This is a genomic window from Congregibacter sp. (assembly GCF_965662665.1).
Classification (GTDB): Bacteria; Pseudomonadota; Gammaproteobacteria; order Pseudomonadales; family Halieaceae; genus Congregibacter.
In genome coordinates this window covers 1-23,432 of sequence record NZ_CBFIIF010000014.1, presented here as the reverse complement: position 1 = coordinate 23,432, position 23,432 = coordinate 1, and the positions used below count along the sequence as shown (strand labels likewise).

Below are 23,432 nucleotides of genomic sequence, written 5' to 3'. Positions count from 1 at the left end.
GTCGGCCGGTGTTAAACTGCGCCCATGAATGCATCTGAGGAAATCACCCGGCTTCGTTATCTGGCCGCAATGGGCGTGCCTGCTTACGTCACACGCCGGGCCTTGCCAGGTGCGGCGCCTACGGCAAAATTTGCAGTAAGAGATTCGCTCAAGGCAGCAGACGCTGACTCCGGTGGCACAGTTGCTCATACAGCGACTGACACAGTCGGGGCGCCTCAGTCACGTCCATCGTCGGGCAACAGTTCCAGCTCCGCTGCCGCCCAGGCCCTGCGGGAGTCCATAGGTCAGAAGCCGAAGCAGCAAGTTTCTGAGGCACAAGCCCAGCCTCGAATGGCTTCGGCGGCGACTGATTCAATGCCGGTAACGCGTTTTCGTTTGGCGGCCGTGGTCAGCGGTGGACGACTGTGGTTGGAAGAGCTGGGAGACGAAGCCCTCGCTCAAGAGCAGCTGCAGCTCATTTCGGCTATGGGCCGTGCGCTCACGCACGCCAGCGGTGCTGACGACGATGCGACCGTGACAGAGTTTCGTTGGCCCCTCCATGACAACGCGCAGCTGGGATTAGGCGCTGATGAGGCGGCCGCAACACTGCAGGGTTTTTTGTCTCGACAGCTGGAGGAAAACGCCTGCGTAGAACTGATTTGTCTGGGTGATGCGAGCAAGGCTTTGCTTGCAGATCTGAGCCTTCCCTGCGCCCGACGTTTTGTCTATTCGACCCGTGAGGTGCTCAAGACGCCGTCACTCAAGCGCGAAACCTGGACAGCGCTGCAAGCTTGAATGTTTCCCTTCGCGAAGCCGGGCCTCAGGATATCGATTGTATTCTTGAGATCGACAGAGCCCACTCCCCGGTGTTCGCGCAGCCTGCGAGCTACGCAAAGCTGCTTGGCGAGTTGGGAGTGTTAGTAGTTGCTGCGCAGGAAGGCGCCCTGGTTGGGTTCGCGGCATGCTCCCGAGTCCTCGATGAGGCGACGCTTCTGAATCTTGTGGTTTCCCCGACGGCGCGACGTCAGGGGGTCGCGCGCCTGTTATTGGATGGGGTCATAGACTGCTGCCTGCAGTCAGGCGTGTCCCGCCTGCTTCTGGAAGTGCGGGAGAGCAATCTTGTCGCGCTGGCCCTGTATCGTTCTGCGGGATTTGAGCGCGACGGGGAGCGTAAAGATTACTATCCGGCCACGAAGGGCGTCGCTGCAGAGACCGCGGTGTTGATGACTCGACAATTGGAGATTGCGCATGCGGGTACTTGAAGCCGGAGACTGGGGTATGTTGCTCCCCGACGAGTGGCAGGCTGAGCAGGAGGATGACGCAATCGTCATCGGTGATCGTGACGGTGTCGGCTGCATCGAAATCAGCGAACTTCACAAAGACAGCGGTGACTTCGGTGAGAAAGATCTGCAGCAGCTTGTCCCGGACGCATCGCGCTGGGAGCCTGTGCGCAGAGGCAGCTTTGAAGGGGTTCGGACAGAGCTCATAGAAGAGGGTGCCGCTATTCGCGAATGGTATCTCTTCGCGGGTCCGCTACTGCTCTACATAACCTACAGTTGTGAAGCCGAGAACCAGGGCCTTGATGACGCAGCAGTGGACGATATTCTCGACACGCTGCGTATGGCTTCTGAGTGAACTCTTTGTCCTAGCTAACCGTGCCCGTTACTCGGACTCGCTTGCTGCCCGTCTCGACGGGCGCGGCGCGCGCTGCTGCCCGACGCTGAATACCACCGTCGAGCACGTTTTTCAGTGCGATGATCAGGCCCGTAAAGATGAAGGCGCCGGGAGGTAAAATGGCCAGGAGGAATGGCTGGTAATCCTCAAACAAAACAATCTTCCAGCTTACAGCGGAGTCACCAAACAGCAGATCCATATTGGCAAAAATCGCTCCGGTCCCCGAAAGTTCTCTGAGGCCGCCGAGTAGGAGCAAGATTACCGTAAAACCGATTCCCATGATGAAACCGTCGTACATTGACGGGAGAACGGGGTTTTTCCGCGCAAAACCGTCGGCCCTGCCAAGAATGACGCAATTGGTTGTGATCAGGGGAAGAAAAATACCCAGAATCTCGTAAAGCTCGTAACTGTAGGCCTGCATGAGCAGCTCGATACAGGTGACCGCCGCGGCAATAATCATGACAAAGGTAGGCAGTCGCACGGCATCAGAGGTGATATTGCGAATCACCGAGACAGCGGTATTTGATGTCACCAAAACAAAACAGGTCGCTATACCCAGGCCCATTGCGTTGACCACACTGCCGGTTACCGCAAGGAGAGGGCACAGCCCCAGAAGCTGAACAATGGCGGGGTTGTTTTTCCACAAGCCATTGATCGATAGTTCGCCGTAATCAGCCGCACTCATGGCGTAGACTCCTGGTCGGTACTTGTCACTTCAAACAGTATGGCGCGATTTTGCTGCGCATACTGCAATACTCTGGCGGTCGCCTGTACCACCGCGCGCGGTGTGATCGTAGCCCCCGTAAACTGATCGAAGTCGCCGCCATCCTTGCGGACCGTCCAGCGCTCTATTTTGGGATCGTTGAGAGAGCGGCCCTTGAAGCCGTCGATCCAATTAGATTTGCGGTGGTCTACCGCGTCACCCAGTCCGGGCGTTTCGCGATGGGCAAGCACTCGAACGCCCGCAACGCTTCCATCGCGGTTAACGCCGACAATAAGCTCAATTTCTCCACTATAGCCATCGGGTGCAATTGCCGGGATCAGAGCAGCGGTCGCTATGCCTGCGCGTCGGGCTATGTAGATGGACTTTTCGTCACGCAGTTGCAACAAAGGATCACCGCTCGGCGCGGTGAGAAGATCGTCCAGCATGGCGTTGTCATGGCTATCTCGAGGAACAATCTGTAGCAGTGCTTTTTCTTCGGCGGCGCGCTGTGCAGCGCCAATGCGATCTTTAGTGCCCAGGAAGGTACTCGCCACCAGCAGCGCGGTGAGCACGGCAAAACCTGCCAGTAGGAGGCTGTTACGGGTTATTGCCTGACGCAGTTCATTCACGGTCCGCCATTTCCGCTGTGACCGTAAACTTTGGGCTGGGTGTAGTTGTCGATGAAGGGCGCGGCGAAATTAGCGATCAGCACCGCGAAGGCCACGGCATCGGGATAATTGCCGCGCACGCGAATCGTATAGATGAGCACCCCAATCATCGCACCAAAAATCAGCCGGCCTCGATTACTCACCGCAGAGGAGACCGGGTCGGTGAGTATGAAAAAAGCACCGAACATGGTCGCGCCGCTAAACAGATGAAAGAGAGGTGAGCCACCGCTGGCAGAACTCCCCTCGTCGTAAAACATCAGTGCACAAAGGCTCAAAGCGAGCAACATGGCGATGGGGGCGTGCCAGGTGAATACGCGCTTGTAGAGCAGGAACACCCCGCCGATGAGGAACGCCAGATTTGCGCCGGCCCAGCCCACACCCTGAAAAGCGCCAAACTGTGGATTTGCGGCGTAGAGATCCGAGAGCATCATGCCCTTGTTCTGACGCATAAGATCCAGGGGAGTTGCCATGGTCTGTGCGTCAAAGTTGCCGGGGTTGAAGCAGGCTGTAAGAGCTGCGAAAAACCCGGGGACCGTTTCTCCAATACCCAAGGGCGCTGCCCAGGTGCTCATCTGCAAAGGAAAGGAAATGAGCAGTACGACATAGCCCACCATCGCGGGATTGAAGGGGTTATAGCCGAGGCCGCCATAGAGATGCTTTGCTATGAGGATCGAAAAACCCACGCCAATAACAATTAGCCACCAGGGAGCGTAGGGGGGTAAGGCGATGCACAGCAGGGTAGATGTGACCACGGCACTGTAATCACTGAGAAAAGGCTTCAGCTTTTGTTTGCGCAGGAGCAGCGCCAAGCTTTCGCAGAGCACTGCTACCAAAGCACCAAATAACACGTTCACGATGACACCGGCGCCAAAGTAGTAAGTGAGAGCTGCAACTCCGGGCAGCGTTGCGATGAGTACGGTCTGCATCACTCGGCTGGTGCTCATGGGGCCGTGAGCGTGGGGTGATGTGACGACGAGGAGGCTCACGCGCCTTCTGCCTCATTTACTGCTGGGGCGTCATTGCTGTCAGATGTATCAATCTCTATAAGCAGCGCGGAACGCTTTTTCTCGGTAGTCGTTACGGCATTTGCAAGTGCCGCAGTCATAGCCGGGTCACTGCCATCATCAGCGTTTAGCTTGTCGCGCGCTTTGGCGAGACGGGCGTCAATTTTTGCAAGCTTGTCGCGATTCAGTTGTTGGTCGTCAGCGGGTGCACTGGCCTGTGCAGCCTTGCGAGCCTGCGCTCTCGCGATGGCTGCTTGAATGGGGTCACCATCCACGGCTTGATCCGCGGCCTTAGCCATAGCCGCGCGTTTGCGCGCAGCCCGTTTGGCTTCTTTTTCCTCCGCAGCCCGAGCCATCCGTTCCTGCCGCGCCTCAAAACGTTCGCGGGCATGGTCTGCTTTGGCGTTGTCTGTCTTTTGCGCACGGACCGCCGCCTTGGATGCGCGGTAGTACTGCACGAGGGGAATGTGGCTTGGACAAGCATAGGAACATGCCCCGCACTCAATGCAGTCGAAGAGATGATGCTCTTCCAGTCGCTCGTGGTCCTGGGCGCGGGCAAACCAGTAAAGTTGCTGCGGCAACAGCCGAGCCGGGCAGACCTCGGCACATAGCCCGCAGCGAATGCAGGCTTGCGCCGCCCCGGGCTCCGGGAGCTCCGTCTCGCCCGGCACCAGCAGGCAGTTGGTGGTCTTTATAATCGGGCAGTGATGATCGCTAAGGGTAACTCCCATCATAGGACCGCCCATGATCAGACGCTGTCTCGGGGCGGGCTGGTATTGCGCCTGGCTGAGAAGGTCTTGCATAGGCGTACCCAGCAGCACGTCGAAGTTGCCCCGCTGGGCAGCCGACTCGCCGGTGACCGTAGTGATGCGGCTAACTAAGGGTCGACCAAGGATGATGGCATCGTGAATTGCTGCGGCACTACCGACGTTCTGGCAGAGAATGCCGATATGCGAGGGCAAGCCGCCGCTTGGTACCTGTTTACCGGTCAAAATCTCTATGAGTTGTTTCTCTCCGCCCGAGGGGTACTTGGTAGGGAATGTGACGACCTGCATATCCTCGCGGCCGTTCAGCGCGAGCTTAAATGCGGCTATGGCTTCCGGTTTGTTGTCCTCTATGCCGATTAAGATCTCACTGGGTTGGGCGATATGGGAGAGGATTTCTATGCCGGAGATGATGCGATCGGCGCGCTCACGCATCAGCACATCATCTGAGGTGATATAGGGTTCGCATTCGGTGCCATTGATAATCAGTGTGTCAATCGCATTGTTGCTTTCCATGGGCAGCTTTCGTGCGGTAGGAAAACCGGCACCACCCAGTCCAGCGATGCCTGCTGCATAAATCTGCTGCACTAATGCTTCGGGGGGTATGTTTCGAAAATCGTCCACGGGTCTTAGCTCAACCCATCGATCTTCACCGTCGCAGTTGATGATGATGCATTGCTCGAGCATGCCCGACGCATGAGGTACGGGGCGTTCTTCTATCGCGGCGATCACACCCGACGTGGGGGCGTGAATGGGCAGACCGCTGAGATCTGTGAGCCTTTCACCGCCAAGGACTTCTTGGCCGGCTTCAACAATGGCGGCCGCGGGTGGGCCAATGTGCTGCGATAAAGGCAGTACCAACTGCTTGGGTATAGCGGCTTTTCGTATCGCTATGCTATTGGAAAGCGTTTTGCGTTCCGGCGGATAGATCCCGCCATGAAAATCATGAACACGCCTCATGCGGCGCGCTCCTCGCCGGCGTCTGTAGCAATGATCATTGGACGTACGTCGGCGGTGGGCAAGTCCCAGTGCCAGTTTGCGAGGGTCTTTGGCAGAGGCAGCATTTCGATGCAGTCGACGGGACAGGGGTCAACGCACAGGTCACACCCCGTACACTCTGAGGCGATCACCGTGTGCATCTGCTTGGCGGCACCCAGGATCGCATCCACCGGGCAGGCCTGAATACACTTTGTACAGCCAATACAGTCTTCTTCGATGATGAAGGCGACGGTGGTTTCGGCTTCGGTGCCGTGTTCTGCATCCAGCGGCGTAGCTTCTACGTCTAATAGATCTGCCAGAGCCTGAATCCCCGCTTCGCCGCCGGGAGGGCATTTGTTGATGCCTTCGCCCGCTACGATTGCTTCTGCGTAGGGGCGGCAGCCGGGATAGCCACACTGTCCGCATTGCGTCTGGGGAAGAATGGCATTGATCTGATCGGCAATGGGGTTTCCCTCGGCGCGGAAACGGATCGAGGCAAATCCCAGTATGGAGCCGAAGACCAGGCCCAGGGCAAGCATTGCCCCCAGCGCGGCTAAAAATGGATAGTTGCTGACGAACTCGGACATGTGCCTACACCAGCCCCGCAAAGCCCATGAACGCCAAGGACATCAGACCCGCCGTTACCATCCCAATCGCTGCCCCGGAGAACGGTTCCGGGACGTCCGCAACGGCAATACGCTCGCGCATGGCAGCAAACAGAATGAGCACCAGAGAGAAGCCCAGGGCAGCGCCAAAGCCATAGAGCAGGGCTTCGATGAAACTGTGGCTTTTGTTGGTGTTGATAAGGGCGACCCCTAGCACCGCGCAGTTGGTGGTAATAAGGGGCAGGTACACCCCGAGTACCCGGTGCAGGAGTGGGCTGGATTTGCGCACGACCATTTCTGTGAACTGCACGACGACGGCAATCACAAGAATAAAGGAGATGGTTTTTAGGTAACCGAGGCCGAGCGGTAGTAGCAAATAGTGGTACGTCAGGTGACTACAGGCCGACGCTAAGGTGAGCACAAAGGTTGTCGCCATGGACATTCCCATGGCGGTTTCAAGCTTGTTTGAGACACCCATAAACGGGCACAGCCCCAAAAACTGTACCAGTACGAAGTTGTTAACCAGAATGGCGCCAATCAGCAGCAGCGAGTAGTCCGCCAGCATTCCCTCACCCAAAGCATCCGAGGATGCAAAAATAAACGTACGGAGCCGTCGCGTGCCGCCCATTCGTCGGCGGTCTACGCTCGACCCATCTATCCCATGGTAGGCAGACTATCCTTGATAAACAATGGCTTGAGCAACTTTAGCCCATCGCTGGGCGGCTGCTAGGTAACCCGCATTCCCGGTATCGCACCGCTATCCGGAGCCAGGAGATAAATCTCGCTGTCCCCCTCGCCAGCGGCGAGGACCATGCCTTCGGAAACGCCAAAGCGCATCTTTCGTGGTGCCAGATTTGCGACGACGACGGTGAGCCGACCCACAAGCGTCGCCGGGTCATAGGCAGCTTTGATGCCCGAGAAAACCTGCCGTTTACCGAGATCACCCAGATCCAGACTCAAAGCCAGGAGTTTGTCGGCGCCCTCTACCGCTTCGGCAGCATCGATGCGCGCTATACGCAGGTCCACTTTCTGAAAATCGCGAATGTCCAGAAATTCGTTGTCTGAGGTGCTTTCGGACTTTGGCTTTTTCTTGTCCGTTTTCGCATCATCGGCGCCGTCAGTTTTTGCGGCGGGTGTTTCTTCGCGATTACTCTCGACCATTGCCGCGACCCGTTTTGGGTCCACGCGCTGCATGAGTGGCTCAAACTTGGCTAGCTCGTGATCTAAAAGCAGCGTGCTGCTTTGGTCCCAATCGAGACTGCAGCGCAAATACTCCGCAGCTTTCTCCGCCATGGTCGGCAAAACCGGCTGCAAATAGATCATCAGCAGGCGGAAGCAGTTGATGCCGGTAGAACAAACCGCTTGTACGCCGGCCGCTTGCTCAGGATCTTTCGCCATCACCCAGGGTTTATGTTGATCAATGTACTGATTGGCCCGATCCGCCAGCTCCATGATCAGGCGAATGGCTTTACTGAACTCGCGATCTTCATAAGCCTTTGCAATATCGGAGCCGGCGCTGGCAAAGGACGCCAGCAGCTCAGGTTCGCTGCAGCTCTCTGACATTTGATTATCGAAGCCCTTGCGCAAAAAGCCCGCGCAGCGACTTGCGATGTTTACGACTTTGCCGACCACATCCGAATTCACCCTTTGCACAAAGTCCTCGAGGTTCAGGTCGATATCATCAACACCCGCGCCCAGTTTGGCGGCAAAGTAATAACGCAGATACTCCGCATCGAGATGTTCCAGATAGTGGTGCGCGTTGATGAAAGTGCCCCGGCTTTTGGACATTTTGGTGCCATCGACGGTCAGGAAGCCGTGAACGAAGACGCCCGACGGAGTCCGAAGCTCAGCACAATGCAGCATTGCCGGCCAGAACAGCCCATGAAAGTTAATAATATCTTTGCCGACAAAGTGATACAGCTCGGTGTCTCCTCCGGGCTGCCAGTAATCGTCAAAAGTGACGCCGGTGCGCTCACAGTAGTTTTGGAAGCTGCCCATGTAGCCTATGGGGGCGTCTAACCATACGTAAAAATACTTATCGGTCTCGCCAGGGATGGTAAAGCCGAAATAGGGCGCATCACGGCTGATATCCCACTCCTGAAGTTCGCCTTCAGTCCATTCCCGAAGCTTGTTAGCTACCGCTTCCTGAAGTGTTCCCGAGGCAATCCACTCTTTGAGCATGTCGGCAAACATTGGCAGTCGAAAGAAAAAGTGCCGTGACTGTTTCTCTATGGGGGTCGCTCCGGAGAGTGCCGAAACCGGGTCGATGAGCTCTGTGGGCGAATAGGTTGCCCCGCAGGATTCGCAGTTATCGCCATATTGATCGGGTGTTTTGCATCGGGGGCAGGTTCCTTTGATGAACCGGTCTGCCAGGAATAGCCCTTTCTCCGGGTCGTAGGCCTGAGTGATTTCACGCTCGTGTATCGCACCGGCGGCTTGCAGACGCCCGTAGATGGTTTCAGACCACTGGCGAGTCTCTTCAGAGTGCGTGCTGTGAAAGTTGTCAAAGCTGATCGCAAAAGCGGTGGACGCGGCCAAATGGTCTTTATGTACGGTTTCGATTTGCTGTTCTGCGGTAATCCCCTGACGCTCAGCACTGAGCATGATGGCGGTGCCATGAGCATCATCGGCGCACACGTAGTGGCACTCGTGTCCCCGAGATCGCTGGAAGCGTACCCAAATGTCCGTCTGCACCTGCTCGAGGATATGACCGAGATGGAGGGGGCCGTTGGCATAGGGTAGGGCGCTGGTGACCAGAATACGCCGCTTTGCTTGAGTCATTGCGAAACAGTCCGCGTCTAAAGGCGCGCTATCATAGCGATTGGCCCCGGTGATTTCACCTGCATTGATTGAGTGCTCGCAAGGCAGTACCTATACTTGGCGCCTTTCTGGAATCAGGATAGTTTTTTCGCATGCAAGCGGCCAAGCACATTATCGCGATTGCCTCCGGTAAAGGAGGCGTCGGTAAATCGACTACAGCGGTGAACCTGGCGTTGGCGCTGCTAAGCACAGGCGCGCGCGTAGGACTGCTGGACGCCGATATTTATGGTCCCAGCATTGCCTTGATGCTCGGCGTTGCTGAGGGGACGCGTCCTGATACCCGCGACGGTAAGACACTTGTTCCGATCACGGCCCATGGTCTGGCGAGCATGTCCATGGCGTATCTAGCCAGTGACCGAACACCCATGGTGTGGCGAGGCCCCATGGCGGGCGGCGCGTTGATCCAAATGCTGGAGCAAACCGATTGGGGAGAATTGGACTACCTGTTAATCGACATGCCCCCGGGCACGGGTGATATTCAGCTCACGCTGTCACAAAAAGTCACCTTATCGGGGGCAGTGATTGTGACGACGCCTCAGGACATTGCTTTGCTGGACGCGCGCAAAGGCATAGAAATGTTCACCAAGGTGAGTGTTCCGGTTCTGGGCGTGATCGAGAATATGGCTATGCATACCTGCAGTCAGTGTGGCCACACAGAGTCTATATTTGGTGCGGATGGTGGCCAGCGTATTTCCACAGAGTACGGCGTGGCCTTACTTGCCAGTCTGCCTCTGACCCGCGCGATACGGGAACATACGGATGCGGGCACACCGATTGTTGTGTCCGAGCCGGATAGTGCTGCAGGACAGGCATACATGGCGGCGGCGCAGACGCTGGCGCGGGAGCTGGGAGAGCAAAGCGCCTCGGCCGATTTTCCAACTATTAGTATTAGCGACGACTGACGAGAGAACTTATGAGCATTAAATCTGACAAGTGGATTCGTCGCATGGCGGCAGAGCATAAAATGATCGAGCCTTTTGAGGCCGGTCAGGTCCGCGGGGATAGCGAGAGCGGCAGAGTGATCTCCTACGGGACCTCCAGCTACGGCTACGATGTGCGCTGCGCTGATGAGTTTCGTGTTTTTACTAACATCAACTCGGCGACGGTGGATCCCAAAGCTTTTGATGACAACAGTTTTGTGAATGTTAACAGCGACGTGTGTGTGATTCCGCCCAACTCCTTTGCTTTAGCGAGGACCGTGGAGTATTTCCGCATTCCTCGTAATGTTTTGACTATTTGTCTGGGTAAATCGACCTATGCCCGCTGTGGCATTATCGTGAATGTCACGCCTCTGGAGCCTGAATGGGAAGGGCATGTCACTCTGGAGTTCTCGAACACCACGACTTTGCCGGCAAAGATTTATGCCAACGAGGGCGTTGCGCAAATGCTGTTCTTTGAGTCAGACGAAGTCTGCGAGGTCAGCTATAAGGACCGCGGAGGCAAATATCAGGGACAGACCGGCGTGACGCTGCCGCTGGCCTGATTAGCTGCTGGAGCCGCTCACCGCTGAGCCCGCAATGTCGGCACTGATAAGGTTGGCGATCGTGGTTTTACCATTGTCCACGTGCACGGTACGAACCATGAGGTAATCCCAGTCCGGCGCAATCCAAACGCCGGATTGACGATCAGGGTCATCATGATCCCGCTCAAAGTGCAGCGTATTCACCCAGCCCATGGGAGTCTCAAGACGTTCCTCCCCTTGGTATACCAGGCGATATTCTTTCACTTTACGCCCGTCCGCAACGTGAAAAAGGATGTCTTCCCGTGGCGTGGGATCGTTGAGCAGAGACAGGCGCAGCTGCTCCTGCTGGCTCATGCGGTCCAGCGTGTCCCCGGTTTTAGGCAGCTCATACCATTCCTTTTTGTAAAGGCTGCGGATGACGTCGGAGTCTTTGTCAAAATGTACTTCCCGGCGCCGACTTACGGGACCGCTGAGCTGGTAAACATAGGAGCGCGGTTGGATATGTTCATCATCCAGTGTGAATACACTGACTTCGCTGATCCCGGCGACGAGGAGTTTTCCCTCGCTGGTCAATCGGCAGTCACCATTGTCATCCATGGATAAACTGCGACGCAGTTTAATGCTGAGGCCCGAGGTCGATGTTTTGTAAACAGCATCGTAGGGCGTCAGTGTGCGATGGGTCTGCGCACGCGTCGTACTCTGGTCGTCCTGTGCGCGGGCGCTGCTAAAACTTAGGCTGAAAACAACGAGGAGCAGCGCAGTGTTTAAACGAGTGAATGCGAGTCGCCGCGTTTTCTCTGTACGGCGGATCGCGGGTGACCTGGTGCCTGTCGCTGTCATGCGTCTATCCCATCATCTGTGAGTGATTCGTCTTTCCAGACCTTTCCATCGCGGAGCTGAATCTCTCCTTGAACACACCAGCGTACTACTCGCGGGTAGAGCAGGTGCTCCCGTGCTTGAACCCGAGCAGCGAGACTGTCCGCGTCGTCCTCGGGAAGTATCTTCACTCGGGCCTGGGCGATAGTCGGGCCGGCATCCAGCTCTGGTGTAACAAAGTGCACCGTGGCACCCGATTCGCTATCTCCGGCATCCAGAGCCCGTTGATGCGTGTTGAGTCCCGGGTATTTAGGCAACAGAGAGGGGTGAATGTTCAATAGTGATCCGTAATATTCCCGAATAAAGCGATCCGTCAGGATGCGCATAAAACCCGCGAGGACGACCAGATCAATAGAGGCCTCCTGAAGCTTACCAAGCATCGCCTCTTCAAACGCTTCCCGGTTGTCATACTGTCGATGGTCAATACAGCAATGGGGTAGCTGGTGTTTTTCGGCGCGGGCCAAAACGTTCGCGCCCGGGACGTTGCTGACAACAAGACCAATGCTTGCCGGAATGGTGCGCTTTTCGCAAGCTGCCGCGATGGCGGTCATGTTGGAGCCGTTGCCAGACGCCAGTATCGCGATACGTCCGTGGGTGTTCATCCCGTGAAGGTGATGCCTTCGTCACCGTCGATGATTTCACCAATCTGCCAGGCGGCCAGTTCGTGTTTTGCTAACTCTGCGATTGCCGTCGCGGCGTGCTCCTGGGGGATGCAAATCACCATGCCCACCCCGCAATTGAACGTCCGAAACATTTCCATACGCTCAATGTTTCCTGCGCTTTGCAGCCAGGTGAAAACGGCCGGCCACTCCCAGCTCTGCGTGTCTACGCGGGCTGTTGCCCGGTCTGGCAAAACGCGAGGCAGGTTTTCAAGCAGGCCTCCCCCGGTGATGTGGGCCATTGCATGAATATCGATGTGCTCTCGCAGGGACAGTAAAGCCTTGCAATACAAGGTGGTGGGTTCCAGCAGCAATTCCCCGAGGGTCTTCCCGTTCGACTCGAGGGGAGCGTTAAGATCCGCCTTGCTGCGTTCAAGTACGCTGCGAATCAGAGAGTAGCCATTTGCATGGGGTCCACTGCTGGCTATGGCAATCAGAGCATCGCCTACTGCAACTGAGCTACCGTCAATGACGCTGTCTCGCTCCACTACACCGACGCAGAAGCCCGCCAGGTCGTAATCACCTTCGCTATACATGCCGGGCATTTCTGCTGTTTCGCCCCCGACGAGGGAGCAGCCTGAGAGCTCACAGCCTTTGGCAATGCCGCGTACAACGTCCGTAGCAACATCCAGGTCCAGTTTTCCCGTAGCGTAGTAGTCCAGAAAAAACAGTGGTTCCGCACCACTCACCGCAATGTCGTTGGCGCACATGGCGACCAGGTCGATGCCGATGTGCTCGTGGCGATTCAGTTCAATGGCGAGGCGAAGTTTTGTGCCTACACCGTCGGTCCCGGATACCAAAAGCGGCTCTTTATAACCGGTTGGCAAGGCACACAAAGCGCCAAAGCCGCCCAGGCTGCCCATGACCTCCGGGCGGCGCGTGCGATCCACAGCGTCGCGAATACGACCCACCAGGGCATTACCCTTGTCGATATCCACACCCGCATCGCGATAGGTGAGAGGCGTGGGCTGTTCGTTTTCTGACATGATCGGTAGCCGGGATAAAGATGAGCGCGCAGTTTAGCGTCCCTTGCCCGTCAGTAAAGAGCGAAGCTCCCGTTATCACTGCGAAAGGCGCTGCTTCCACTGCTACAATAGCGCTATGTTCTTTTCCGCCTACAGACGTATTTTCGCGCGCCTTCTCGTTCTGGCGGCTGCTATTTGCTGGCATGGGATAGCCCAGGCAGACCTGGTAGAAGACATTTACAGTGCAGGGATCGTTGCCGAGGGTCGTGACTCTCGCTCCCTGAGCGCTGCACGAAGTGCTGGTCTTGCCGAAGTTCTCATCAAAGCCTCGGGCGACCCGCAGGCGGTAGAGCGCCCGGAAGTCAAAAAAGCGTTGAGCGAGGCACAAGGCTTCCTGCTGGGATACAGCTACGAGGAGGATGCAGATGGCGTGCTCTTACTCCGCCTGGAATACGATGAGCAAGCGGTTCAGCAGTTACTCCGCGAGGCCGATTTGCCTCTTTGGACCACAAACCGTCCACGGGTGCTCGCCTGGCTTGTGATCAGCGACGGAGCAGGCCGCCGCTTTGCCTCTGTGGACGCCGCGCCGGACGCTGACAAGGTGCTGCGAGAGAGTTTTGTGCGCCGTGGGGTGCCACTGCAGACACCGCTGTACGATTTGTCCGATACCGCAGTTATTTCTCCGGGCGAGGCCTGGCGTCAATCGTCTGCCGCATTGATTGAGGCATCGGGCCGCTACCGTGACACAGAGTTGCTGGCAGGACGTGTCGCCCGCCTGTCTGATGGTAGTTGGGTGGGGGACTGGCGTTATCTGGACAACGGTCGATGGAAGACTCGCTCGAGCACAGCGGGGAGTTTGCTGGAGTTCAGCTACGCCGGTGCGGAGCTGGTGGCGGGAACCCTGGCCGAGCGCTATGGCGTGAAGCTAAGCTCTGATACCGATGAGCGCTACCAGTTAGTGCTGCGGGGTGTCCGCAGTTACGATGACTACCAGCTTTTACAGCAAGCGCTGAGCTCCCTTGAGGCAGTGCGCACGGTGGTTCCCGAGAGTTTGATGGGAGACCAGGTGAGTTTGCGGGTAGAAGCAGAGACCGATGTGCAGCAGTTGGCGCGCATTATTGAGCTGGATGGGCGGTTTGTACCTCTCCCCACAGAACCCGGGCAGAGCGGCTTGTTCTATGAGTGGATTCGATGAGTAAGCCGCTGCCGGAACTGGTTGAGAAAGCAGAGATCCCGGTTAACCGCTGGCCGCTTATTTTTGCAGTGTTTGCCGTTCTGGGCCTACTCTTTTATCTCTTGCAACCCATCTTGCTGCCCTTTGTTTTGGGTGCACTCATAGGCTATTTAGGTGACCCCCTTGTGGATCGTGTTGAAGAGCGAGGTGGGAGCCGGACGTTGGGCGTTATTCTCGTCTTTCTGTTTTTTACATCGCTATCTCTCGTGGGATTGTTTTATGCGGTCCCGATGTTGCTGCAGCAACTGGATGGTCTGGTCGGTCGCATACCCCTGGTTTACGCATGGTTACGGGACGTTGCCGTGCCCTGGCTCCAATCACGAACGTTGGTGACGGGTGCGAGTCTTCCGCAAATTGACTGGTCGGCTGAGCTGCTCGAGAACTGGCAGTCTCTGGGTAAGGTTACAGCGAGCACTGTCTCACGGATTACGGGCTCTGGATTGGGGCTTCTACTGAGCTTGGCGAACATCGCATTGGTGCCCGTTGTCGCGTTCTATCTCATGCGTGACTGGGATGATATTGCCGAGCGGGTTTTGCGTCTTATGCCTAAGGCGTGGCAGGCAGGTACTCTGCAGATGGTGGGCGAAGCCGACGAAGTGGTGGGTGCTTTTCTCCGCGGCCAGTTCATTGTTATGTGCGCGCTTGGGGCCCTTTACGCCGTGGGTCTGTGGATCGTAGGTTTAGAGCTGGCGTTACTGCTGGGGCTTATTGCAGGCCTTGCGAGCATAGTGCCGTATCTGGGCTTTATCGTCGGAATTACCGCGTCACTCATCGCCGCATGGTTACAGTTTCATGAGCCTCTGCCATTGGTGTACGTGGGCCTGGTGTTTGGCGCCGGACAACTGATCGAAAGTATGATGCTGACACCCGTACTTGTAGGAAACCGCATCGGCCTGCATCCGGTAGTGGTGATTTTTGCTCTGATGGCCGGTGGCCAGATTGCGGGCTTCGTCGGGGTCGTGGTGGCGTTACCGGTCGCCGCGGTTATCAAGGTATTTGCAAGTCATGCGCTGGTGCATTACCGCAACAGCGCGATCTATGCCGCGTTGGATGACAATCAAGACGCTGGTGATGGCGATGATGTTTAAGACTTTGCCTGTGATGGACCAATCTCCCCAGCTACCGCTTCAGATCGGACTTCAGGATGAGGCCACTTTCGATAACTTTTATCGACGGGCTTATCTGGGGTCGATGCTGGATAGTATGACTCGTCCCACAGCGGAGCCTCTGCAGTTCATTCATGGTGGTGTCGGTGAAGGGAAGAGCCATCTTCTGCAAGCTTTGTGTCATGCAATCCCGGGTGCGCTCTATTTGCCTCTCGGAGAGCTACAGTCAATTCCTCCTTCAGACTTGCTTCAGAACTTGGAGTCCGCCGCGTTGCTGGCGCTGGATGATCTTGATGTGATTGCCGGGCAGCCCGAGTGGGAAGAAGCTCTTTTTCACTTGATCAATCGCGCCCGCGCTGCCAACTGCCCCCTATGGATAGCAGCGCGTCGTCCTGCCACGGATCTGGGTATTTGCCTTCCAGACCTTAGCTCGCGTCTCGCCGGGGGTGTTACCTGGGGTGTCGCATCGGCCACCGATGCTGAGAAGCAATCGATTCTGCAGTTTCGCGCCCAGCGACGGGGTTTGTCGCTGCCTGAGCCTGTGGCGCAGTATCTTTGCTCGCGCGAAAGTCGCAGTCTGTCAGATCTTATGAGCGCTCTGGATCGCCTCGATAGAGCGTCATTACAGCTCCAGCGGCCCCTCACCGTTCCTTTGGTTCGCGAGGTTATGGGCTGGTAAACCTCGGGTATTAGCCCTGGGTCTGGAGGGGCAGAGAGGTGCTGTTTTTGATCTCTGTCACCGCCATGTGCGAGTGCAACTCCCGCAGATCAGGATTGGTGCTCAGGGTTTCACGGACAAACTGCTCATAGTGGCGCACATCCCGGGTCACAATCTTTAACAGATAGTCCCAGATTCCCGTCATCGTGTAGCACTCGATCACCTCGGGGTAGCGCACGATGTCCTCTTCAAAGCTGAGAAGGTTCTGGCGGCCGGTTGCAGTAAGGTTCACGGTGGCAAACACCACCACATCCATTCCCAGACCCTGACGATCCAACAGAGCCACTCGCTCACGTATCAGGCCCTGTTCCTCCAATCGGCTAATACGTCTCCAGCAAGGGGACTGGGAAAGATTGACCCGCTCAGCAATCGCCGCCGTGCTTAGGCTGCAGTCGTTTTGCAGTAGGTCGAGAATGGCTAAATCTGTGCTGTCGAGCTTTTCCGGCATTGTTATGTGCAATTCGCTATAGAGACGCATATTTTATCCAATAATGCTGTGAGTCGATAGCGAAATAACATAGTAAATTCTCTCGTCTTGTTTAGAATTTCCCAGCATAAAATCGCGAGGCTAAGCCATGGGTAGTGAGACCGTTCGCGGCATAACACGAGTCAGTCAAAGCATCAGTCTGGATGATAAATACGCGCTTGATACCGATCGCGCGTATATGACCGGCATTGAAGCTCTCGTTCGTTTGCCTATGCTCCAGCATCAGCGTGATCAGCAGCGCGGTCTGAATACGGCTGCGTTTGTGTCCGGTTATCGGGGATCGCCACTAGGGGGTGTAGATCAGGCGTTCTGGAAAGCTCGTCGCTGGCTTGAGCCACACAACGTGCACTTTCAGCCAGGCATTAATGAAGAGCTCGCAGCAACCGCCGTCTGGGGCAGCCAACAAACCAACCTGTTTAGCGGCGCCCGCTACGATGGCGTGTTTTCCATGTGGTACGGCAAGGGTCCCGGCGTTGATCGCAGCATGGATGTGTTCAAACACGCCAATGCCGCAGGGACATCCAAGTTTGGTGGCGTACTTGCGGTAGCGGGTGATGATCACGCCTGCAAGTCTTCAACCCTGCCACACCAGTCTGAGCACGACTTCATCGCAGCTTCTATTCCTGTGCTCAGCCCTTCGAACGTGCAAGAGGTTCTGGATCTGGGCGTGTATGGCTGGGAGCTGTCGAGATACTCCGGTTGCTGGGTGGCGCTCAAAGCGATTACCGAAAACATGGACTCGGCAATTTCAGCGGATCTGGATGCTTCCAGAATTCAGGTGGTAATTCCCGAAGGCTTTGAGCTACCCGAAGGTGGTGTGCATGCTCGCTGGCCCGACCAGCCTATGGAGCAGGAAGAGCGACTCAACCGCTATAAGATCTATGCGGCGCGGGAGTTTGCGCGGGTCAACGGTCTGAACAAAATAGTCCTCGATAGCCCGAAAGCGCGTTTCGGGATCATCACCTCCGGCAAGGCCTATCTCGACGTAATGCAGGCTCTGGACGACATGGGGATTGGCGCTGCTATTGCCGCTGAGATTGGCCTGCGGGTCTATAAGGTGGGTATGCCCTGGCCCCTTGAGCCTCAGGTGACGCACGACTTCGCCGATGGCCTCGAAGAGATTCTCGTGGTCGAAGAAAAGCGTTCGATTATTGAGGACCAGCTTACGGGCCAGCTCTATAACTACCCTGTGGCGGCGCGCCCTCGGGTTGTTGGTGAGTTTGATGAGGAAGGTCGCGACCTCTTACCCAACCTTGGAGAGCTAACTCCTGCCAAAGTCGCCCTCGCGGTGGCATCGCGTATCCGTCGCCTTTTTCAATCTGAGCTAATGGAAGAGCGTATTCGCTGGATTGAGAGCAAGGAGCTTTCGCTGGCTCGCCCCGCTGATGTGGCCGAGCGGGTTCCGCATTTTTGTTCCGGCTGTCCCCACAACACCTCCACGCAGCTGCCTGATGGAAGCCGGGCCATGGGGGGTATAGGCTGCCACTACATGGCGACCTGGATGCCGGATCGTCCGACGTTAACCTTCACGCAAATGGGCGGTGAGGGCGCGACGTGGATTGGGCAGGCGCCGTTTACCGACACCAAGCACGTTTTTCAGAATCTGGGTGACGGCACCTACTTCCATTCCGGGATACTTGCGGTGCGCGCAGCCGTAGCGGCTGGCGTTAACATTACTTACAAAATCCTCTACAACGATGCGGTCGCTATGACCGGTGGTCAGCCCATCGACGGCTCCCTGTCCATCCCCGATCTTCTTAAACAGCTTCAGGGCGAAGGCGTGAAGCGTATTGCGCTGGTGAGCGACGAACCAGGGCAGTGGCGGGGCCACTTGCCCGCTGTGGGTGGTCTCAGTCTCCATCACCGTGATGAGATGGATGCTTTGCAGCGCGAGTTTCGAGAGACTCCTGGCGCGACGGTGATCGTCTATCAGCAGACTTGCGCGGCCGAAAAACGCCGTCGTCGTAAGAAGGGCAAGCTTGAAGATCCTGCAAAGCGCTTGTTTATCAATGACGCGGTTTGTGAGGGCTGCGGCGATTGCTCAGTCAAGTCGAATTGTCTGTCGATCGTACCCAAAGAGACTGAGTTGGGTCGCAAGCGGCAAATTGATCAAAGTGCCTGCAACAAAGATTACAGCTGTAATCGGGGCTTTTGTCCCAGCTTTGTAACCGTTACCGGTGGAGGGCTGAGAAAGCCTAAACGCGTTGATACCACGCAGATGATGTTTGATCCGTTACCGGAGCCGCAGCTTCCGGATCTTGATGATCGTCCCTGGAACACGGTGGTTACGGGTGTGGGTGGAACAGGTGTACTGACGATCACCTCGCTGGTTGCCATGGCGGCTCACATCGAAGGCAAAGGCTGCGCCACCATGAACCAAACGGGCTTGGCGCAAAAATTTGGTGCGGTCGTTTCCCATGTTCGCGTAGCCAAGGCCCAGGATGACATTATGGCTGTGCGGATTCCTGCGGGAGAAGCCGACTTGCTGTTGGGTTGCGACCTGGTTGTGACCACCACCTATGAAGCCATGGGCAAAGTAGCTCACGGACGGACTCACGCAGTGGTGAACGATGCCGAGGTGCCCACGGCCAGCTTTATTCTTAACCCGGATGCTAACTTCCCCACCAGCACCATGAAGCAGCGGGTGCTTGAGGAAGTGGGAGATAGCGAGTGTCATTTTCTGGACTCCAGCCGCATTGCTACAACGCTAATGGGCGACACTATCGCCAGCAATCTGTTTCTTCTGGGCTATGCCTGGCAGCGAGGCCTGGTGCCTGTGTCTGCAGCGGCACTGGAGCGGGCCATTGAGTTAAATGCCGTCGCGGTGGATTTTAACAAACAGGCGTTCCTCTATGGCCGGCGTTATGCGAACCGTCCCGAGCAGGTGCTTGCGCTGTTGCCCGAGTCCGTCGCAGTAGCTCAGCTGACTACTGCTGAGCTTATCGAAGACCGCGCCGCTCGTTTGCTGGATTATCAGGACGCGGCTTACGCTCAACGCTATCGCGACACTCTGGCTGCTGTTCAGGCCGCAGATCCACGGCCTGCAGAGAGCGGGTCCCTCACGGCGAGCGTTGCAAAGTCTCTCTATAAACTCATGGCTTACAAGGATGAGTACGAGGTCGCCAGACTGTACAGCGATCCTGCTTTCCTCGCCAAGATCGAGGCTAAGTTCGAGGGCGACTATAGCCTTCGCTTTAATCTGGCTCCACCACTCTGGAGCAAGCGTGATCCTCATTCCGGGGAGCTACAGAAAACGGAGTTTGGGCCATGGATGCTCAGCGCGTTTCGCCTTCTGGCACCACTGCGCCGCCTCCGGGGCACGGCTCTGGATGTGTTTGGCTATACCGCTGAGCGGCGCCAAGAGCGCCAGGACATTAAAGACTACGAGTCATTGCTTGCTACGCTAAATGCGCAGATGCCCTCTGCGACTTCAGATACGGAATACGAGTTGCTTCGCGAATTGCTGTCCTTGCCGCAGCAGCTACGCGGCTTTGGCCATGTGAAAGATCGAAATCGTGAACAGCTTGCGGTGCGCCAGGCCACTTTGCTGGCTCGCCTTTCCGGGCAGGAAGACGTCGTACAGATCGTGGAGGCGGCTTAAAAGTCGCCCGACTATTTTAATAAAAAAAAGAATGCTTCATGACGGTGTTTAACGCCCCATCATTTGATGACCACGAACAGCTGGTTTTTGCAGCTGATCGCGCTAGCGGTCTCCGGGCAATCATTGCGGTGCACGATACGCGTCTGGGCGCTGCGGTGGGTGGCTGTCGTATGTATCCCTATGCGTCTGATGAGGAAGCTCTCGACGATGTTCTGCGTCTTTCCCGGGGTATGACCTACAAGTCGGCTTTGGCTGGTTTACCGCTCGGTGGGGGTAAATCCGTCATCATTGGTGATCCCGGTCAGCACAAGAGTCCCGCGCTGTGGCAAGCCATGGCGGAGTTCATCGAGAGTCTGGGCGGGCGCTATGTCGCGGCAGAGGATTCCGGCACCTCCGTAGAAGATCTTCAGGCAATGAGCCATTACACGCAGTACGTGAGCGGTGTTGCAGAAACAGAGCATGGCGGCGATCCCTCTCCCAGTACTGCCCTCGGGGTCTTTGTGGCCATTCGCAGAGCACTTCGCCATCGGCTTGGTGCGGAAGATTTGCAGGATGTCCACGTGGCAATTCAGGGTCTGGGGCATGTGGGTTTCGCCCTGGCGGAGATGCTTGTTGCTGCGGGCGCTGAGGTGCTGGCATCGGACATCAACCCCGTAAATCTCGCTCGCGCGCAGTCGGAGCTCGGTGTGACTCCCGTGTCGACGGAGGATGTTCTTGAATTGGATGTTGATGTGTTGGCGCCTTGTGCCCTTGGTGGTGCTTTGAACGAAGAGAGCATTAGCGGGCTGCGCGCGGGCATCATCGCCGGCGCGGCAAACAACCAACTCCGGGAGCAAGCAGATGGTGCGCGTCTTGCTGATCGCGGAATACTGTACTGCCCGGATTTTCTGATAAACGCCGGCGGTATTATCGACGTCCATTATCAGCGCAGTGGGCTTGATCGAAGCAGCCTTGGGACACACATCGAAAGTATCGGAGATCGCCTGAGCGAAGTCCTAAAGCGAGCAGACTGCTGTCATCGACCGACTGGAGAGATCGCCGAGAAGTTGGCAGAAGAGCTCTTGAATGAATGCTCTGTGACCGCAAAGCAGGGTCTGCGTAGCGCCGCCTAAGGAGTGGCGGCGAGCGCCAGGGCTTTTAGGGGTTTTCCGCCAAGGCGTGTTCAGCGGCAGCGTAGCTGCCCTCGTCCAGGTGCAGATAGCGCCGGAGGTAGTGCACGGCCAGATAGAAAGGCCCCGTATCCAGCAGCGCCACACAGGCTTTAAATAAGTAGTTACTACCTACCAGTATGGCCAGTGCTTTGGTGGTCACATCACCGCGGAAGTAAGCTGCGCCAAAGGTCACGGTAACCACCATCACTGAGTCGACCATTTGACTCATAAGCGTACTGAAGTTGTTTCGAATCCAAAGATGCTTGCCTTTCGTCACGCGTTTCCAGAAGTGGAACAACTGCACGTCACAGTACTGCGCGGCAATGTAGGCAAGCATGGATGCGAACACCGCACCGGAAGTCGTCGCATAGATCAATTGATAGAGTCCAATGCTGCTCTCTACTACCTCGCCATTAGGGAGCGCTACCGGCGCAGCCAGCTGAATAATCTGCCAGGGTGGCATGGCATCTGCCGGCACCGAGGGAATGCTGTTACCCAAGAACAACACAAACAGAATGAGAAAGTTAAGACCTAATCCCACGCTGACGAGAAAGTTAGCCCGGGCTTTGCCATAGAGCTCGCAAATGAGATCTGTACACAGAAAGGTCAGAGGATAGGGCAAGACGCCCACCGCCAGTGCCATGGGGCCCAGCTGCACGAAACGGGTGATGCCAATGACATTGAGCAGGGTCATGGCACACAGAAAGGTCCCTGCCAGTACCAAAAATACCCGCTCGCGACGCTCCTGCAAGTTAGCTGGGCTCATGTCAGCTTTCTCGCTGCCCCAGGTTGGCATGCAGCACAGAACCATTGATAACCGGATTGCGATGGGCCCAGAGCAGAACCCCTGCGATCTCTTCGGGTTCTATGAGTCTGCCGAAGCTATTCATGCCACCGATCTGCTGCAGCAGGGCGTCATCGTTACCCAGATGATTGCGGAGCATTTCTGTATCAGTGAAGCCCGGGCAAATCATCGCGGTATGAATTCCCGAGCCCATCAAATCCTGGCAGGTAGAGCGCATCATTCCCAACTGCGCATGCTTGGACACCACATAGCTAAAGGTGTTGGGGACGGCTTTTTCTGCGAGGGTTGAGCCCACGTACAGCACGCTACTACCCGGGCCCATGCCGGGCAGCAGAGCCCGGGTCAGGCGATTCACTGCAATCACGTTTGTTTCCATGACTGCACGGAGACTATCGTCGGCACAGTTATCTGCGCTGTCTTTGCGCATTTGGCTCGCATTGTGAACCAGACTGATTTCTGACAGCCCCGATATGCGGCTCAGAAGAGCGTCTATGACGTCGCCGATACTATCAGGGTCGGCGAGATCGCAGGGAAGATTGTGCACCCCCGAAACATTGCAAGCTCGGCGAGAGAGGTTAACCACCTCGTAACCACCTTCTTGGAACGCCCGCGCGGTGGCTTCGCCGATGCCTACGCTTGCGCCGGTAATGATTGCAATGGTCATGCTATTTTCCTTTTGGAGTTTCTGATCATACGATAGCCCTGAGGCGTCTGCTTAGGCAAAAAGTACGTACATAGAATACATACAAGTATTACGCAAAGAATACGCGAATAGAGAGGGTTCGGATGGAACGGCTTGCAACGCTGCACATAGACAAGGAGAGCCACAAGTTTTCCGCGGCGCACTATACGATTTTCTCTGCGACGGATCGGGAGCGGCTTCACGGCCACAACTACTCAGTGTCCGCGAGAATAGTGGCACCTATGGGTGAGAATGGTTTCGCCGCAGATTACAACGTCTACAAAAGGCGTATTAAAGCTCTCTGCGATGAGCTCGATGAGTTCATGATTTTGCCGGAACGCTCCCCTCATCAGTCAGTGACAAGAGAGGGTGATGTATATCGCGTTGTTTTCAATGGCGAGGAAATGCAGTTTCTTTGCTCAGATACCCTTATCCTGCCTATCGTTAATGCGACAGTTGAAGAGTTCGCGCACTACCTATTGGGGCGTATG

Annotated in this window: 24 protein-coding genes; 11 read left to right on the top strand and 13 right to left on the bottom strand. The window is 56.4% G+C overall.

All coding sequences use genetic code 11. The features are described 5' to 3' along the window. Positions 1-24 precede the first annotated feature (24 nt). From ACTG39_RS07740 to ACTG39_RS07730, 3 genes are read left to right on the top strand one after another with little or no spacing between them, the layout of a single operon-like run. Positions 25-774 carry a hypothetical protein gene (locus ACTG39_RS07740; protein WP_439106976.1) on the top strand — a complete coding sequence of 250 codons (750 nt, stop codon included), beginning with the start codon at positions 25-27 and terminating at the stop codon, positions 772-774. Further along, a complete protein-coding gene (gene rimI, locus ACTG39_RS07735; protein WP_439106975.1) occupies positions 771-1,241 on the top strand; it encodes a ribosomal protein S18-alanine N-acetyltransferase in 471 nt (156 codons plus the stop codon). Before ACTG39_RS07740 ends, rimI begins: the two co-directional genes overlap by 4 nt. Then, entirely contained in the window at positions 1,228-1,614 is a 387-nt protein-coding gene (locus tag ACTG39_RS07730; RefSeq protein WP_439106974.1) for a hypothetical protein, read from the top strand. The genes rimI and ACTG39_RS07730 overlap by 14 nt, the downstream gene beginning before the upstream one ends. A 10-nt stretch (positions 1,615-1,624) precedes the next feature. Here ACTG39_RS07730 and ACTG39_RS07725 read toward each other — a convergent pair whose 3' ends face one another. The 7 genes from ACTG39_RS07725 to metG form a co-directional block, all read right to left on the bottom strand. Beyond that, complete coding sequence (locus tag ACTG39_RS07725) at positions 1,625-2,338, bottom strand: electron transport complex subunit E (RefSeq protein WP_439106973.1); 714 nt, start codon at positions 2,336-2,338, stop codon at positions 1,625-1,627. Next, a complete protein-coding gene (gene rsxG / locus ACTG39_RS07720) occupies positions 2,335-2,985 on the bottom strand; it encodes an electron transport complex subunit RsxG (RefSeq protein WP_439106972.1) in 651 nt (216 codons plus the stop codon). The genes ACTG39_RS07725 and rsxG overlap by 4 nt, the downstream gene beginning before the upstream one ends. Beyond that, the gene (gene rsxD, locus ACTG39_RS07715) at positions 2,982-4,010 is read right to left on the bottom strand and encodes an electron transport complex subunit RsxD (protein ID WP_439106971.1); all 1,029 of its coding nucleotides are present in this window, start codon (positions 4,008-4,010) and stop codon (positions 2,982-2,984) included. Before rsxD ends, rsxG begins: the two co-directional genes overlap by 4 nt. Next, positions 4,007-5,752 carry an electron transport complex subunit RsxC gene (gene rsxC, locus ACTG39_RS07710; protein ID WP_439106970.1) on the bottom strand — a complete coding sequence of 582 codons (1,746 nt, stop codon included), beginning with the start codon at positions 5,750-5,752 and terminating at the stop codon, positions 4,007-4,009. The genes rsxD and rsxC overlap by 4 nt, the downstream gene beginning before the upstream one ends. Next, the gene (gene rsxB, locus ACTG39_RS07705) at positions 5,749-6,357 is read right to left on the bottom strand and encodes an electron transport complex subunit RsxB (protein ID WP_439106969.1); all 609 of its coding nucleotides are present in this window, start codon (positions 6,355-6,357) and stop codon (positions 5,749-5,751) included. The genes rsxC and rsxB overlap by 4 nt, the downstream gene beginning before the upstream one ends. Before the next feature lie 4 nt (positions 6,358-6,361). Then, on the bottom strand, positions 6,362-6,940 hold the full coding sequence (gene rsxA, locus ACTG39_RS07700; protein ID WP_439107020.1) for an electron transport complex subunit RsxA: 579 nt from the start codon (positions 6,938-6,940) through the stop codon (positions 6,362-6,364). A gap of 161 nt (positions 6,941-7,101) precedes the next feature. After that, the gene (gene metG, locus ACTG39_RS07695; RefSeq protein ID WP_439106968.1) at positions 7,102-9,156 is read right to left on the bottom strand and encodes a methionine--tRNA ligase; all 2,055 of its coding nucleotides are present in this window, start codon (positions 9,154-9,156) and stop codon (positions 7,102-7,104) included. A 131-nt stretch (positions 9,157-9,287) separates the two neighbouring features. On the opposite strand from metG, the gene apbC reads away from it, so the two are divergent. After that, positions 9,288-10,097, top strand: coding sequence for an iron-sulfur cluster carrier protein ApbC (gene apbC / locus ACTG39_RS07690; protein WP_439106967.1), 810 nt, complete (start codon positions 9,288-9,290; stop codon positions 10,095-10,097). A gap of 11 nt (positions 10,098-10,108) precedes the next feature. Then, a complete protein-coding gene (dcd, locus tag ACTG39_RS07685; protein ID WP_439106966.1) occupies positions 10,109-10,678 on the top strand; it encodes a dCTP deaminase in 570 nt (189 codons plus the stop codon). On the opposite strand, the gene ACTG39_RS07680 is transcribed toward dcd, so the two are convergent. The 3 genes from ACTG39_RS07680 to purM are packed head-to-tail and all read right to left on the bottom strand — an operon-like array spanning position 10,679 to position 13,178. Further along, positions 10,679-11,497 carry a DUF3108 domain-containing protein gene (locus tag ACTG39_RS07680; protein WP_439106965.1) on the bottom strand — a complete coding sequence of 273 codons (819 nt, stop codon included), beginning with the start codon at positions 11,495-11,497 and terminating at the stop codon, positions 10,679-10,681. It lies immediately after the preceding gene. Then, a complete protein-coding gene (gene purN / locus ACTG39_RS07675) occupies positions 11,494-12,135 on the bottom strand; it encodes a phosphoribosylglycinamide formyltransferase (protein ID WP_439106964.1) in 642 nt (213 codons plus the stop codon). The genes ACTG39_RS07680 and purN overlap by 4 nt, the downstream gene beginning before the upstream one ends. Next, on the bottom strand, positions 12,132-13,178 hold the full coding sequence (gene purM, locus ACTG39_RS07670) for a phosphoribosylformylglycinamidine cyclo-ligase (RefSeq protein WP_439106963.1): 1,047 nt from the start codon (positions 13,176-13,178) through the stop codon (positions 12,132-12,134). Before purM ends, purN begins: the two co-directional genes overlap by 4 nt. 115 nt (positions 13,179-13,293) lie before the next feature. Here purM and ACTG39_RS07665 point away from each other — a divergent pair, with 115 nt between their 5' ends. From ACTG39_RS07665 to hda, 3 genes are read left to right on the top strand one after another with little or no spacing between them, the layout of a single operon-like run. Then, positions 13,294-14,352, top strand: a complete 1,059-nt coding sequence (locus ACTG39_RS07665) for a DUF2066 domain-containing protein (RefSeq protein ID WP_439106962.1) — start codon at positions 13,294-13,296, stop codon at positions 14,350-14,352. Then, positions 14,349-15,479 carry an AI-2E family transporter gene (locus ACTG39_RS07660; RefSeq protein ID WP_439106961.1) on the top strand — a complete coding sequence of 377 codons (1,131 nt, stop codon included), beginning with the start codon at positions 14,349-14,351 and terminating at the stop codon, positions 15,477-15,479. The genes ACTG39_RS07665 and ACTG39_RS07660 overlap by 4 nt, the downstream gene beginning before the upstream one ends. After that, on the top strand, positions 15,442-16,176 hold the full coding sequence (gene hda / locus ACTG39_RS07655) for a DnaA regulatory inactivator Hda (RefSeq protein WP_439106960.1): 735 nt from the start codon (positions 15,442-15,444) through the stop codon (positions 16,174-16,176). Before ACTG39_RS07660 ends, hda begins: the two co-directional genes overlap by 38 nt. A 10-nt stretch (positions 16,177-16,186) precedes the next feature. On the opposite strand, the gene ACTG39_RS07650 is transcribed toward hda, so the two are convergent. After that, on the bottom strand, positions 16,187-16,693 hold the full coding sequence (locus ACTG39_RS07650; protein ID WP_439106959.1) for an Lrp/AsnC family transcriptional regulator: 507 nt from the start codon (positions 16,691-16,693) through the stop codon (positions 16,187-16,189). Between the two features lie 97 nt (positions 16,694-16,790). On the opposite strand from ACTG39_RS07650, the gene ACTG39_RS07645 reads away from it, so the two are divergent. Next, positions 16,791-20,303 carry an indolepyruvate ferredoxin oxidoreductase family protein gene (locus ACTG39_RS07645; RefSeq protein ID WP_439106958.1) on the top strand — a complete coding sequence of 1,171 codons (3,513 nt, stop codon included), beginning with the start codon at positions 16,791-16,793 and terminating at the stop codon, positions 20,301-20,303. Between the two features lie 38 nt (positions 20,304-20,341). Continuing rightward, positions 20,342-21,415: a Glu/Leu/Phe/Val family dehydrogenase gene (locus ACTG39_RS07640; RefSeq protein WP_439106957.1), complete on the top strand. Its 1,074-nt coding sequence runs from the start codon at positions 20,342-20,344 to the stop codon at positions 21,413-21,415. Between the two features lie 25 nt (positions 21,416-21,440). On the opposite strand, the gene ACTG39_RS07635 is transcribed toward ACTG39_RS07640, so the two are convergent. Both ACTG39_RS07635 and ACTG39_RS07630 read right to left on the bottom strand, forming a co-directional pair. Next, positions 21,441-22,220: a queuosine precursor transporter gene (locus tag ACTG39_RS07635; protein ID WP_439106956.1), complete on the bottom strand. Its 780-nt coding sequence runs from the start codon at positions 22,218-22,220 to the stop codon at positions 21,441-21,443. Between the two features lies 1 nt (position 22,221). Next, the gene (locus ACTG39_RS07630; protein ID WP_439106955.1) at positions 22,222-22,923 is read right to left on the bottom strand and encodes an SDR family NAD(P)-dependent oxidoreductase; all 702 of its coding nucleotides are present in this window, start codon (positions 22,921-22,923) and stop codon (positions 22,222-22,224) included. A 122-nt stretch (positions 22,924-23,045) separates the two neighbouring features. Between ACTG39_RS07630 and ACTG39_RS07625 the strand changes: the two genes are divergently transcribed. Beyond that, a partial coding sequence (locus ACTG39_RS07625) for a 6-pyruvoyl trahydropterin synthase family protein (protein ID WP_439106954.1) occupies positions 23,046-23,432 on the top strand: 387 nt, incomplete at its 3' end.